Annotated in this window: 12 protein-coding genes; 6 read left to right on the forward strand and 6 right to left on the reverse strand. The window is 74.8% G+C overall.

Going from position 1 to position 13102, the window contains the following annotated elements; genetic code table 11:
• Positions 1-2 precede the first annotated feature (2 nt).
• The 4 genes from ACZ6RC_RS12370 to ACZ6RC_RS12385 all read right to left on the reverse strand — a co-directional run bounded on the left by ACZ6RC_RS12370 (position 3) and on the right by ACZ6RC_RS12385 (position 3871).
• Complete coding sequence (locus ACZ6RC_RS12370) at positions 3-437, reverse strand: roadblock/LC7 domain-containing protein (protein ID WP_391135087.1); 435 nt, start codon at positions 435-437, stop codon at positions 3-5.
• Between the two features lie 7 nt (positions 438-444).
• Entirely contained in the window at positions 445-2310 is a 1866-nt protein-coding gene (locus ACZ6RC_RS12375; protein WP_469581609.1) for a sensor histidine kinase, read from the reverse strand.
• A gap of 515 nt (positions 2311-2825) precedes the next feature.
• The gene (locus ACZ6RC_RS12380; RefSeq protein ID WP_469581612.1) at positions 2826-3353 is read right to left on the reverse strand and encodes a GNAT family N-acetyltransferase; all 528 of its coding nucleotides are present in this window, start codon (positions 3351-3353) and stop codon (positions 2826-2828) included.
• 86 nt (positions 3354-3439) lie between these two features.
• Positions 3440-3871, reverse strand: coding sequence for a DUF2000 family protein (locus ACZ6RC_RS12385; protein ID WP_453611360.1), 432 nt, complete (start codon positions 3869-3871; stop codon positions 3440-3442).
• A gap of 50 nt (positions 3872-3921) precedes the next feature.
• On the opposite strand from ACZ6RC_RS12385, the gene ACZ6RC_RS12390 reads away from it, so the two are divergent.
• Entirely contained in the window at positions 3922-4749 is an 828-nt protein-coding gene (locus ACZ6RC_RS12390; RefSeq protein ID WP_469581615.1) for an AraC family transcriptional regulator, read from the forward strand.
• A gap of 148 nt (positions 4750-4897) precedes the next feature.
• Complete coding sequence (locus ACZ6RC_RS12395) at positions 4898-6175, forward strand: Nramp family divalent metal transporter (protein WP_391135099.1); 1278 nt, start codon at positions 4898-4900, stop codon at positions 6173-6175.
• An 87-nt stretch (positions 6176-6262) separates the two neighbouring features.
• Here ACZ6RC_RS12395 and ACZ6RC_RS12400 read toward each other — a convergent pair whose 3' ends face one another.
• Positions 6263-7465, reverse strand: coding sequence for an MBL fold metallo-hydrolase (locus ACZ6RC_RS12400; protein WP_453611364.1), 1203 nt, complete (start codon positions 7463-7465; stop codon positions 6263-6265).
• Between the two features lie 149 nt (positions 7466-7614).
• Between ACZ6RC_RS12400 and ACZ6RC_RS12405 the strand changes: the two genes are divergently transcribed.
• Positions 7615-8793: a Glu/Leu/Phe/Val dehydrogenase dimerization domain-containing protein gene (locus tag ACZ6RC_RS12405; RefSeq protein ID WP_469581620.1), complete on the forward strand. Its 1179-nt coding sequence runs from the start codon at positions 7615-7617 to the stop codon at positions 8791-8793.
• Between the two features lie 77 nt (positions 8794-8870).
• Positions 8871-9500 (forward strand): TetR/AcrR family transcriptional regulator, encoded by a 630-nt coding sequence (locus ACZ6RC_RS12410; protein WP_469581623.1) that lies wholly within the window; start codon positions 8871-8873, stop codon positions 9498-9500.
• A gap of 265 nt (positions 9501-9765) precedes the next feature.
• On the opposite strand, the gene ACZ6RC_RS12415 is transcribed toward ACZ6RC_RS12410, so the two are convergent.
• The gene (locus tag ACZ6RC_RS12415; protein WP_469581626.1) at positions 9766-10581 is read right to left on the reverse strand and encodes an SIMPL domain-containing protein; all 816 of its coding nucleotides are present in this window, start codon (positions 10579-10581) and stop codon (positions 9766-9768) included.
• Between the two features lie 237 nt (positions 10582-10818).
• Between ACZ6RC_RS12415 and ACZ6RC_RS12420 the strand changes: the two genes are divergently transcribed.
• Both ACZ6RC_RS12420 and ACZ6RC_RS12425 read left to right on the forward strand, forming a co-directional pair.
• Positions 10819-11775, forward strand: a complete 957-nt coding sequence (locus ACZ6RC_RS12420; RefSeq protein WP_469581629.1) for an STM4015 family protein — start codon at positions 10819-10821, stop codon at positions 11773-11775.
• A gap of 56 nt (positions 11776-11831) precedes the next feature.
• On the forward strand, positions 11832-13100 hold the full coding sequence (locus ACZ6RC_RS12425) for an STM4014 family protein (protein ID WP_469582828.1): 1269 nt from the start codon (positions 11832-11834) through the stop codon (positions 13098-13100).
• Positions 13101-13102 lie beyond the last annotated feature (2 nt).

Below are 13102 nucleotides of genomic sequence, written 5' to 3' on the forward strand. Positions count from 1 at the left end.
GCTCACTGCCCCGCGCTGCCCGCCGCGCCCGCCGCTTGTCGGGCGGGCGTGACCAGATACGGCCGTACGCTCTTGACCAGCATCGCCATTTCGTACCCGAGGACGGCGGCGTCCGCCTCGCGCCCGGCGAGCACCGCCAGACAGGTGCCGGAACCGGCCGTGGAGACGAAGAGCAGGGTGGAGTCGAGCTCGACGACCACCTGCCGCACCTCACCCCCGTCGCCGAACCGGGCGCCGGCGCTGCGCCCGAGCGAGTAGAGCCCGGAGGCGAGCGCCGCCATGTGGTCGGCGGCGTCGGTGTCGAGGCCGTGGACGGACTTCACCAGCCCGTCGGAGGAGAGCAGTACAGCGTTGCGGGTGTACGGAACCCGCTGGACCAGACCGCTCAGCAGCCAGTCGAGATCCGAGGAATGGCCGTGCGGCGCATTGCTCGCCATGGTGCATCTACTCCTTGCGCGCGTCGCCGGGACGCAGCGGTTCTTGGGGGGAGGGCTGGGATTCGGCGAGTCCGATGCCGCGCTGGAAGGCGGCCATCAGACCCGGGTCGTGCAGGGCGTGTTCCTCCTGCCTGCGGGCGACCGGCTCGTCCCGGAGCTGCGGGACGAGGTGCTCCTGGGCGCGCCGCTTGGGGAGGAGGGGCCGGCTCGGCGGCTCCGCGCGGGGGGCGGGGTGCGCGAGGGGCGCCTGCGGGGGGAGAGGGGTGCCACCGGTGCGGGGTCGCTCGGCCGGGTAGGGATCGCCGGGCGCCGCGGGGTGGTGCGGTGCGGCGGCGGGCGCGGGGTACGCCTGCGGCCGGTGCGCGGTGTCGCGCTCCGGCGCCCGTACGGGAGCGGGGGGCGGCGGGGCGTGGACGGGGGCGGGTGCCTGCGCCGGTACGGGGACGGGCGCCGGCGGCGTGCCGGGTCCGGTGGGGGCGGGGCGCATCGCCGGGGCGGGGGCCGGGTGCGCCGGGGCCACGGCCGGCGGGGGGCCCTGGGGCACCGGCTGCTGCTGGACCTGAGCGGCGGCCTGGGCCTGCGCCGCGGCGCCCGTGGCCTGACGGTCGTTCGGGGCGAGGCCTTCGGGGTCGGCGCCGAGCAGGCCCTGCGGCAGCACGAGCACGGCCTGGACGCCGCCGTAGATGTTCGACTGGAGGCGTACGGCGATGCCGTGGCGCCGGGCGAGGGCCGAGACGACGAAGAGGCCGATGCGGCCGTCCTGGAGGAGGTGCGCCACGTTGACCTGGTCGGGGTCGGCGAGCAGGGCGTTCATCTTGTTCTGCTCGGTGACCGGCATGCCGAGGCCGCGGTCCTCGACCTCGATGGCGAGGCCGGCGGTGACGTACTGCGCGCGCAGCAGCACGGTGGTGTGCGGCGCGGAGAACAGGGTCGCGTTCTCGACCAGTTCGGCCAGGAGGTGGATGACGTCGGCCACGGCATGGCCCCGGAGCGTACCGTCGATCGGCGGCACGAGCTTCACGCGCGGGTACTGCTCGACCTCCGCGATGGAGGAGCGCAGCACCTCGGTCATGGTGACGGGGTTGGACCACTGGCGGCGGGAGATGGCACCGCCGAGCACGGCGAGGTTCTCGGCGTGGCGGCGGATGCGGGTGGCCAGGTGGTCGACGTGGAAGAGGCCCTTGAGCAGCTCGGGGTCCTCGACCTCGTTCTCCAGCTCGTCGAGGAGCTGGATCTCGCGGTGCACCAGGGACTGAAGGCGCCGGGCGAGGTTGACGAAGACCTCGACCTTCTGTTCGTTGCCGACGCTGCTGGAGAGCCGGGAGGCCTGGACGACGGCCGCGACGGCGGCCTCGTGCGAGCGGCTCAGCTCCTGTCCCAGCAGGTCGAACTCGTCGCCGGAGCCGGCGGCCGGGGGGAGGGCGGGGCGGGCCGGGGGGCCTTCGCCGCGGCGCAGCTGCTCCACGATCGCGCGCAGCTCGCTCTGTCCGCGGGCGCTGGAGCGGCGCAGGCCGTTGCAGCGGTCGAGGACGGCCTTGGCCGCGCGGTCGGCGCCTAAGGCGGCCGCGGTGACGGAGGCGATGGTGAGGGCGGCGGCGCCCGTGAGGGCTGCCCAGAGGCCGGGGGTCGGGCCGGCGCCGGTGGAGCGGATGGTGAAGAGGACGGCGGCCGCGCCGCCGAGTGCCACCGCGACCGCGGGCAGCACGGAGGTGCGCAGGAGTTGGGAGCGTATGCGGGCTTCCGTCGGCAGCTGCGTGGAGCGCTGCGCGGGCGTGGGAGCCCCCGCGGGGGGAGCGGGACGGGCGCCTGACCGGCCGTGCCGCCCGCCCTCGCGGCGTTCGGACCGCGAGGCGGGTGCGCGAAGTTGAGACATGAGTGTCCTTGGTACGTGCCCAGGAATCGGCGTACAGCGAAAGGTACTGAGGGGGGTCTGTCCTACGTGGTTGCGTGGAGCCTACCGATGATCACCAAGCACACACTGTAGTCGTCAACCGCTCATGTGCGGCGCGCAGTTGGCAAACTCACCCGTAGAAAGTCCCACTCTGGTATCACCCTCCGCACGCCAGGCCGAGAACGCTCGGCCGAAACCTGACGACGGCGCGTCGGGGCGGAACGGAAGAGGGCGGAGGCGGGTGCACGCCCCCGCCCCGCGCGGAATCCGGCCCTGACCGGAATCCGTCGGTGGGCCGGCGGGCCCGTTCGCGCGCGCGGCCCCGGACACCGCGCGGCGGACCCCCGGACGGGGCCGTCCGACCACGTCCGCGACGTTCGCAAACGCGTTCGCCGAGGGTGCGGCGGCCGGGGCGCGCCGGTGACTGTCCGTACGACCGGGCGCCTCGGTCCGCCCTGGCCGGCCGGCCCCTCCCCTGAGGTCCGTGACCACCCGTGTCACCGGGCGGCGACGCGCAGGTCCCGGATGTACCAGTCGAACCGTGTGCCGTCCTTGCCGCGCGTCCGCTTGCCGGGGATGAAGCCTGCGCGCCGCGCGACCGAGGCGGACGCGGGATTCTCCGGCTCCACCTGGATCACTGCCGCCTCCCCGCCCTCGCGCGCCGCGTACCGGCACGCCAAGAGCACCGCGCGGGTGGCCAGACCGCGCCCCCTCCAGGAGGGATAGAGGCCGTAGGCGACATTCACCTGGCCGGGAGCCAGACCCTCTCCCGCGAACCGCAGGTCGACCGTCCCCGCGAGCACCTCGTCGGCTTCCACCCGGATGCCGAACGCGCGGAGCGGCCCACCGGATTCCCACTGTTCCCGGCAGTGCCGGATGTACGCCTCGACGCCCTCGCGCGTGCCGGGCCCGCCGTTGAGCCAGCGAACGAGCGACTCGTCCTCCCCCGTGAGGTGCGCCTCCCCGTCGTCCGGGCGCAGCGGGGACAGCGTGATGATCCCGTCGGACAGCTTCACTTCGTTCATCCGGCCATCCTCGGCGCCGGACCCGTGTCGCACCATCGGATTGCGACAGCCCTGTTCACCCTTGACGGTCTGTTGCGGGACAGCCCTCAGGGGTGCATGCGGGCGCCCTTGAGGACCTTGTCCACGGCGTTGCGCGGCCCGTGCACGGCGAGTCCCACCAGATCGAGCCCGGCCCTGGGCACCGCGCGGACCGCGGCGCGGTTGTCCCGGTCGTTGCCGGTGGTGAAGAGGTCGGAGGTGAAGACCGCCCGGGGCAGCGCCCGGGAGAGGGCCCGCTCGTGCGCGGCGGTCAGCACCTCCTTCGTCCCCTCGAAGACCAGGACGGGCTGGCGGAACATCGGCAGATAGGGCGTGCCGTCGGCGTCGGCGTACGGTTCGCCGATGACCTCCGGGAGCTCCGTGCCGAGGCCGCTGACCAGGAAGGCCGTCACGTTGAGCCGCTGCCAGGGCTCCAGGTCGCGGCGCAGCAGGACGGCGATCTTGGTGTCGAAGCGTACGGGCGTGTTCTCGGTCGTCATGCTTCCCAGGCTGCCGACCGGCCCCCCGGCCCGTCTTGTACATTCCTTGCATGGCGGACCGGGAGCAGGTCTCGGCGTGGCGCCCGGAGGTGGCCGGTGCGTGGCGCCCGGAGGTGGCCGGTGTCGTCGAGGTCTTCCACGCCCGCTTCACCGAGCACGCCTACCCCATGCACGTCCACGACTCCTGGACCCTGCTGGTCGTCGACGACGGCGCGGTCCGGTACGACCTGGGCCGCCGGGAGCGTGGCACCCCCGACGACACGGTCTCCCTGCTGCCGCCCCACGTACCGCACAACGGTTCGCCCGCCACCGCGGACGGCTTCCGCAAGCGGGTGCTCTATCTGGACCTGACCCGGCTCGACGAGAGCCTCGTCGGTCCCGCCGTGGACGGTCCGGACGTGGTCGACCCCCTGCTGCGGCACCGGGTCGGGCAACTGCACGGAGCGCTGGCCGGCCCGGGCGACGAGCTGGAGGCGGAGAGCAGGCTGGCGCTGGTGTGCGAACGGTTGCGCGGTCATCTGCGGCCGCGCCTCGCCGTCCCGCAGGCGGCGGACGACCGCGGGGTGGCCCGCCGGCTGCGGGAGCTCCTGGACGAGCGGCTGGTCCGGGGCGTGACGCTGGACGAGGCCGCGACCGTGGTGCATGCCCACCCCACCCATCTGGTACGGGCGTTCGGCGCCGCCTTCGGCATCGCGCCGCACCAGTACCTCATGGCCCGCCGGGTCGACCGCGCCCGCCGCCTGCTGCTCGACGGGCAGCCACCGGCCGAGGTCGCGGCGGCGACCGGTTTCTACGACCAGTCGCACTTCACCCGCCACTTCAAGCGGATCGTGGGCAGCCCGCCGGGGCGCTACGCCCGAGAGGCGCGGGGGCGCTGAGGCCCCACGCCCCGATCCGCTGGGCGCGCCGTCAGGGGCGGGGGGCGGACTCTCGGACTCCGGACGCGGGCGGGTCCTCTTGCGCGATCTCCGTCGACCCGTTTTGGTGACCTGACGACCTCTGGGGCGAACGGGAAGGCGGCCACGCATGGCGGACATCACCCAGACCGAGACCACGGGCAGCGGCAAGGAGGCGCCGCGCAGAGCGAGTTGGCGGTCCATCGGGCCGGGCATCGTCGTCGCGGCGACCGGCGTCGGCGCCGGCGACCTCGTCGCCACCCTCATCGCGGGCGGCAAGTTCGGCTACACCCTGCTGTGGGCGGCGGTGATCGGCTGCCTCGTCAAGATCTCGCTCGCGGAGGCGGCGGGCCGCTGGCACCTCGCCACCGGCCGCACCCTCTTCGACGGCTGGCGCAGCCTCGGCTCCTGGACCAGCGTCTACTTCGCGGGGTACGTCGTCGTCTGGGGCTTCGTCTACGGCGCCGCGGCGATGTCCTCCAGCGCGCTTCCGCTGGCGGCGCTCTTCCCCGACCTGATGGACCTCAAGGTGTGGGCCGTGCTGTGCGGCCTGGTGGGACTGGCGTTCGTCTGGTTCAACCAGTACGCCGTGTTCGAGAAGCTCATGACGATCCTGGTCGGCGTGATGTTCGTGGTCACCGTCTATCTCGCGATCAGGGTCACGCCCCGCCTCGACTCCGCCGTGGCCGGTCTGGTGCCCGCGCTGCCGGACGGGTCGCTCTTCTACACCCTCGGACTCATCGGCGGCGTGGGCGGCACGATCACGCTCGCCGCCTACGGCTACTGGGTCAACGCCAAGGGCTGGAACAACACGAGCTGGATGAAGGTGATGCGTCTCGACAACCGCGTCGCCTACCTCACCACCGGCATCTTCGTGGTGGCCATGCTCTTCGTCGGGGCGGAGCTGCTGCACTCCTCGGGCGTGGCCCTGGCCAAGGGCGACAAGGGCCTGCTCGACCTGAGCGGCGTCCTGGAGGAGCGCTACGGCGCGGCGACCGCGAAGCTCTTCCTCATCGGGTTCTTCGCCACGTCCTTCACCTCGCTGATCGGCGTGTGGCACGGGGTGAGCCTGATGTTCGCCGACTTCGTGACGAAGTACCGCCCGTCCCTGGCCCGCCCCGGGGTGCCCCACGAGAAGTCCACGCCGTTCCGCGCGTACCTGCTCTGGCTCACCTTCCCGCCGATCAGCCTGCTCTTTCTTGACCAGCCGTTCGGACTCGTCGTGGTGTACGGAGTGATCGGCGCCGTCTTCATGCCGTTCCTGGCCCTGACGCTGGTGTGGCTGCTGAACTCCGACCGCACCCCGGCGGAATGGCGCAACGGCAAGCTGAGCAACGCGATGCTGGGCGCGGCCGGGCTGCTCTTCGTGGTCCTCTGCGTCCAGCAGGTCCGCGACCTGCCCTGGTAGACCTCGCTCGCCGGGCGGCGCGCGGCCGTACGGACCGCCGGGCGCCGCCCCGGTCTCCCCGCCGCGGGGAGACCGGGGCGGCCCGGTTCAGCGCTCGCCGGCGAGGTCGCTCTCCTGGTGCTTGCCCTTGACCGTGGCCGCAGCGGCGGCCGGCCAGGCCGCCCAGCCGGCGGCGGGCTTCAGGGCGACGTCCCGCCACCACGGCTCCGCGGGCGGTATCGAGGCGGGCTCGAACGGCTCGCCCGGGCGGGGGGTGGCGACGGTCTGGCCGGCGGTGTGGCCGGCGTAGAGGGAGCGCTCGGCGGGCTCGTGCCAGGGGTGCGGGGCGAGGTTGAAGGTGCCCCAGTGGATCGGCAGCAGCACGCCGTGCGGGGCGCCGCCCTGGAGGTCGAGGTGGGCGCGCATGCCCTCGTCCGGGGTCATGTGGATGTCCGGCCAGTACTCGGAGTACGCCCCGATCTGGATCATGGTGACGTCGAAGGGGCCGTGGGCGGCGCCGATCTCCTCGAAGCCGGGGAAGTAGCCGGTGTCGCCGCTGTGGTAGACCCGGTGCCGGGGGCCGGTGACGACCCAGGAGGCCCAGAGGGTGTGCTGCTGGTTGCGCAGGCCGCGGCCGCAGAAGTGGCGGGCGGGGGTCGCGGTGAGCCGCAGCTCGCCGACCTCCGTCGACTCGTTCCAGTCCAGCTCGCGCAGACGGGAGGCGCGCACACCCCAGCGCTCCAGGTGCGCGCCGACGCCCAGCGGCACGACGAAGAGGGTGTCGGTCGAGGCCAGCGCCTTGATCGTCGGCAGATCGAGGTGGTCGTAGTGGTCGTGGGAGATCACGACGGCGTCGACCGGGCCGAGCGCGGCGACCGGGAAGGGCACAGGGTGCAGGCGCTTCGGCCCCGCGAAGGCGAAGGGCGAACAGCGGTCGCCCCAGACCGGGTCGAAGAGCACCCGGTGCCCGTCGATCTCGGTGAGGACGCTGGAGTGGCCGGCCCAGGTGATCCGCAGCCCGGAGGCCGGCGGGCGGGCGAGGTCGGCGAGGGTGGTGGGGTGGACGGGGATCGGGCCGGCGGGGGCCCGGAGGACCCGCTCTTCCTTCCGGAAGTAGACCTTGGCGAACTCGAGGGTGGAGCCCGAGGGCCGGTGGCGTGCCGCCACGGGGTTCTGGAAGACGCCGTCCGCGAAGTTCGGGGAGCGCCGGATGCGCTCCATGCGCGCGCCGGACGGGTCGGCGCCGAAGGCCGCCGGGCGCAGGGCGCGCAGCCGCGCCCGCAGCGGATGGTCGGAACCGGTGCCGGTCAACGGAGCCTCCTGAGGGGGTAGGGGTCGTTCCATTATGGGCGGCCCCCGGTCCTCCCGGCCTGAACCATGGGCGATACTGAACCGCCGTTCAGTAAGGGGGCCTGTCCCCGCCCGTCCCCACCGCCCCTTCCGCCCCCCTGGAGACGTCCGTGAACACCTCGCCCCTGCTGTCCGTCGCCTGGACCGACCACGTCACGGGCAGCCGGGGCCATCTGGTCGTCGACCGGCTGGTGCGCGGGGTGGCCAGCGGTGGGCTGCGGATGCGGAAGGGGTGCACGGCCGAGGAGGTGGCCGGGCTCGCCCGTGGCATGACCCTGAAGGAGGCCCTGCACTACGACCCGCGCGGCCGCTACGTCCCGCTCGGGGGCGCCAAGGGCGGGATCGACTGCGACCCGCGCTCCCCCGAGGCGTACGGCGTGCTGGTGCGCTATCTGCGGGCGATGCGTCCGTACGTCGAGCGCCTCTGGACCACCGGCGAGGATCTGGGGCTGACCCAGGACCGGGTCGACCGGGCGGCCGCGGAGGCCGGACTCGTCTCCACCGTCCAGGCGGTCTTCCCGCTCCTGGAGGACGAGGCCGCGGCCCGCCGGCGGCTCGCCGACGCCTTCGCACGGAGCGTGGACGGGATCGGGCTCGGCGAGCTGGTGGGCGGCTGCGGGGTCGCCGAGGCCGCCCTGGCGGCGCTGGACCGGGCGGCGCGTCCGTACGCCGGAGCGCGGGTCGCGGTGCAGGGCTTCGGGACGATGGGCGGCGCCACCGCCCGTTTCCTGGACCGGGCCGGGCTCTCGGTGGTCGCCGTCGCCGACGCGCGCGGGACGATCGCCAACCCGGCGGGTCTGGACGTGGAGGCGCTGCTCGCGGCGCGGGACGGGCACGGGGTCGTGGACCGTTCCGCCCTGCGGCCCGGGGACCGGGAGGAGCCGGGTGCGGCGTGGCTGGCGGCGGACGTGGACATCCTGGTCCCGGCCGCCGTCTCGTACGCGATCGACGCGGGGAACCAGCGTCTCGTCCGGGCCCGCTGGGTGGTGGAGGCGGCCAACATGCCGGTCCTTCCGGAGGCGGAGGAGGCCCTCGCGGCGCGCGGGGTCGTGCTGCTGCCGGACGTGGTGGTGAACTCCGGCACGAACGCCTGGTGGTGGTGGACGCTCTTCGGCGACATCGGCGCCGACGCCGAGGAGGCGTTCGCGCACACCCGGCGGGCGATGCGGTCCCTGGTGGGCCGGATGCTGGACCGCGCGGAGGCGGACGGGACGTCGCCGCGCGCGGCGGCACACGCGCTGGCGGAGGAGCGGCTGCGCGAGCTGGACGAGCGCTACGGCTGGTACTGACGGGGGCGTGCGCCGGAGCGGGAGACCCCTCGCGTTGCTGATCATGCCCGCGTCAGGTGCTGTGTAGGGTGAACGGCGTGACGAGAGTGCGGTTGAACGTGGCGGAGCGGCAGGAGGACCTGCTGCGGGCCGCCGTCGAGCAGATCGAGGCGCGGGGTGTGACGGCCGTGCGGATCGCGGACGTCGCCTCGGCCCTCGGGGTGAGCAACGCGCTCGTGCTCTACCACTTCTCCACGAAGGAGAAGCTCGTCGCGGCGGCCTTCGCGTACGCCGCCGAGGGCGACCTCGTCCATCTGCGCCGGCTCCTGGGGCGCCGCACCACGGCTCTGCGCCGGCTGCGGTCGGCGGTCCGCTGGTACGCCCCGACCGGCCAGGCCAAGGGCTGGCGGCTGTGGATCGAGGGCTGGTCGGCCAGTCTGCGCGACCCGGCCCTGCGCGAGGTGGCGGCCGCCCTGGACCAGCAGTGGAAGGCGGCCCTTACCGAGGTGATCGCCGAGGGCGCGGCGGCCGGCGAGTTCCCCTGCCCCGACCCGGCCGGCGCGGCCTGGCGGCTGACCGCCTTCCTGGACGGCCTCGCGGTCCAGATGACCTCCTACGCCGGCTCCCTCTCCCGCGCCGCCATGCTGGAGTGGGCGGACGCGGCCCTCGCCCGCGAGCTGGGCCTGCCCGACGCCCCCGCGAGGACACCGGGCGGGGGCGGCCGGTAGCCGCTGCGGGGGCCCGGCCCTCCAGGCTCCTGCCGCCGCTCCCCCGGCTCGGCCGACGGGCGTCCACGGCCGTGCGGCGCCTCCGCCGACGCTCCTCGGAGCAACGGCCGTCCGGTGTCGCCCCTCGGCCGCCGTGCGCGATCGGCACGCGGCTGCCGGCCTATGGACCTGCCCTCCGGGCTCCTGCCGTCCGCCGCCCGTCACGGGCGCGCGGAGGGGGCGGCCCGGGCGCCGCCGGGAGGAGCGGGCGGCTCCGCCGCCCGCGTCAGCGCAGTTCGTAAACCGCCGTCACGGTCACCTGCTCCTCGATCTCGCCGGGGGCCAGCGGGACCTCCGGGGCATCGGCCGGCATGGCCGGGACCGCGCCCGAGATCGGGCGGGCGGCCTCGCCCTCGGTGAGGGAGACGAGGCGGCCGAGGCGGTGGCCGCTGAGACGGGCGTGCTGGGTCGCCTTGTCGTGGGCGTCCCGGTGGGCGGCCTCACGGGCCTTGGTGCGCAGGGCGCCGGGGTCGGCGACGTCGAACGCCACGCTGTTGACCCGGCCCGTGTCGCCGGTCGCGTCGTTGACGGCGCCGATGACCCGGCCCGCCCGGTCGATGCCCCGGACCTTGACGGAGAAGGACTGCCCGGCCTGGTAGCCCGCGACCCGGTTCTCGCCGCCGTCGGTCTGGGTGTAGACGGCGGAGAGGGAGAGGCTGTCGGTCCTGATGTCCCGGTCGGTCACCGCCTCCTTGCGGAGTGCGGCGAGCAGCGCCTCGGCGGCGGTGCGCTGCGCGCTCATCGCCTCCTTGGCGGTCTTACGGGTGACCTCCACGCCCACCGAGAGGACCGCCACGTCGGGCGCGGCGGCGGCCCGGCCGGTCCCGGTCACGGTGACGGTCGTGGGCGCGGCGGCCGGGGCGGCGGCCACGGCGGGTGCGGTGGGGACGGCGGCGAGCGCGGGGACGGCGCCCGCGAGCAGGAGCCCGCCGAGGGCCGTGCCCGCCACCAGGGCGCGGCCCAGAGCCCGGCGGGCGGGGCCGGAGGCGGCGGTGGGGGCGGCGAAAGGGGCGTGGGGCGTGCGGAGATGGCTGGTCGTCACGGACGGTCCTTTCGGGAACGGCGGCCGGAGGACCCGGCGCGCACATCCCAACACCCCCCGGCCCCCGCTCCCGGGCGCCACTCCTGCCCCGTCACCCGCACAGGTCTGCGCACACGCCCTGGTCGCCCGCGCGCCCCCTCCCGCACGGGGAGCGCCCCCGGCGCACCGCACTGTCAGTGCCGCTTGGTAGAAATCTCGCAACAGCCGATCAACGCCGTCCGGTGCCCGGGAGTAGTCATGACCATTTCGACCCCCTTGGGGGAGCTGCACGGCCTGCCCGTCTTCGACTTCCCCGGCCCCGACTCCCGGGTCGCGCTGCCGGACGCGGCCTCCGTGGCGTGGCGCCTCTCCGCGCCGACGTACAGCGAGCCGGACGACGAGCCGTGGGAGCCGCTCTTCGACCACTTCCTCCGCACGGTGGACGCCGGCCGGGTCCGCGCGCTGGTGGTCGGCGGCTGGGACGAGGCCTACGAGAACTCGTCGGCACCGATCGTCGCCGCGCTCATCGGGGCCAACGACCGGCTCACCACGCTCGAAGCGGTCTTCCTCGGCGACATGACCTTCGAGGACTGCGAGATCTCCTGGATCCAGCAGAGCGACGTGACACCGCTGCTCGCCGCCTATCCCCGGCTGCTGGAGTTCGGGGTGCGCGGAGGCTCGGGGCTCGCCTTCCCGTCGATCCACCACGCCGGGCTGCGGTCGCTCGTGGTGGAGTCCGGCGGTCTGGGCGCGGGGGTGGTGCGCGGTATCGCGGGCAGTGATCTGCCCGCACTGGAGAACCTCGACCTCTGGCTCGGCTCGGACGAGTACGGCGGCGACAGCACGGTCGCGGACCTGGAGCCGCTGCTCGCCGGGACCGCGTTCCCCTCCCTGCGCCATCTGGGGCTGCGCAACAGCCACATCCAGGACGAGATCGCCGCCGCCGTCGCGAACGCCCCGGTCGTCGCCCGGCTCGACCGGCTCGATCTGTCGATGGGCACGCTCACCGACGAGGGCGGGGCGGCCCTCCTCGCCGGGGGGCCGCTGACGCACCTGGCCTACCTCGGCCTCTCCCACCACTACCTCTCCAAGGAGATGCGCGAGCGGATCATTGACGCGCTGACCCCGCACGGGGTGACGGTCGACGTCGACGACGCGCAGCAGCCGGACGAGAACGGCGGCGTGGTCTACCGGTACGTCGCGGTCGCCGAGTGACCCGAGCGCTCGTGCGCGGCGTCCCCGGGCGGGCGCGGGGGGCCGCCCCCGCGCGCGTGCCGTCCCGGGCGGGGTCCGGGGAGGCCGCCCTCCGTCTGGCCGTCGTCGGCAATCCGGCGGGCCGCCGCGTCCGGTTCTTCGTGGACGCGGTGGCCGCCGCCGGGCTGCCTCCGGCACGGGTCGTGCCCTGGCTCGACGTGCTGCGGGGCGGGGCGCGGTTCACGGCGGGCGAGCTGGTCCGTCTCGATTCGCCGGGCGAGGACCCGGAGGTCGACCGGCTGCTGCGCGGCGTCTCGGACACGACCCGCGTCGAGGGCACCGGGCGGTGGTACGCGCGCTTTATCGCGGTCGTGTCGGCGCTGACCGCCGACGTCCGGTCCGCGGGTGCGGTCCTGGTCGACGATCCCGGCGAGCTGGCCGTGCTGTTCGACAAGCGGCTCGGGCACGGCGTGCTCCGCGAGGCCTCGGTGCCGGTGCCCACGTCGCCGACCTCGGGGCCGGACGCGCCGCCCGTGCGTGGCTGGGACGACGTCGTGGCGCTGACGGCGGCCGCCGGGGCGCGCCGGGTGTTCGTGAAGCTCGCGCACGGTTCCTCGGCCTCCGGGGTGCTGGCGGTGGAGACCGCACCCGGCGGCCGGGTCCAAGCGACCACGTCCGTGGAGCGCGGCCCGGACGGCGCTCTCTTCAACTCCCTGCGAGTGCGCCGCTATCGGACGGAGCGCGAGGTCGCCGCGATCGTGGACGCGCTGGCTCCCGACGGGCTGCACATCGAGCGCTGGCTGCCGAAGGCGGCCCAGGCCGGTCGCGTCGTCGATCTGCGGGTGGTGGTGGTCGACGGGCGGGCCGGCCACGCCGTCGTGCGCACCAGCCGTTCTCCCATGACCAACCTTCATCTGGGCGGTGCCCGGGGCGATCTGGAGGCGGCGCGCGGCGCGGTCGCCGCGGCCGGTGGGCGGTGGGAGGACGTGCTGGGCGTGGCCGAGCGGGCGGCCGCCGCCTTCCCCGGCACCCGGTGCGTGGGCGTCGACCTGCTGCCGTCCTCCGACTGGCGGCGCTTCGCCGTCGGCGAGGTCAACGCCTTCGGCGACCTGCTGCCCGGGCTCACCGGCCTGCCGGGCAGCGGCGCCGAGGGCCTGGACACCTACGCGGCCCAGGTCGCCGCCCTCCTCCGTACCCGAAGCCCCGCCCCGGCCGCCACCCCGCCGGCCGCCCCGGCCACCGGCCCCGCCGCTCCAGCCCCTGCCCCCACCCCGACGGCCTCCGCCGCGGACGCCGGCCCCGCCACCCCCGTACCCCCGCGCACCCCAGGAACGAGCACCCCGTGAAA

The sequence above is a fragment of the Streptomyces sp. NPDC048353 genome (assembly GCF_055587165.1).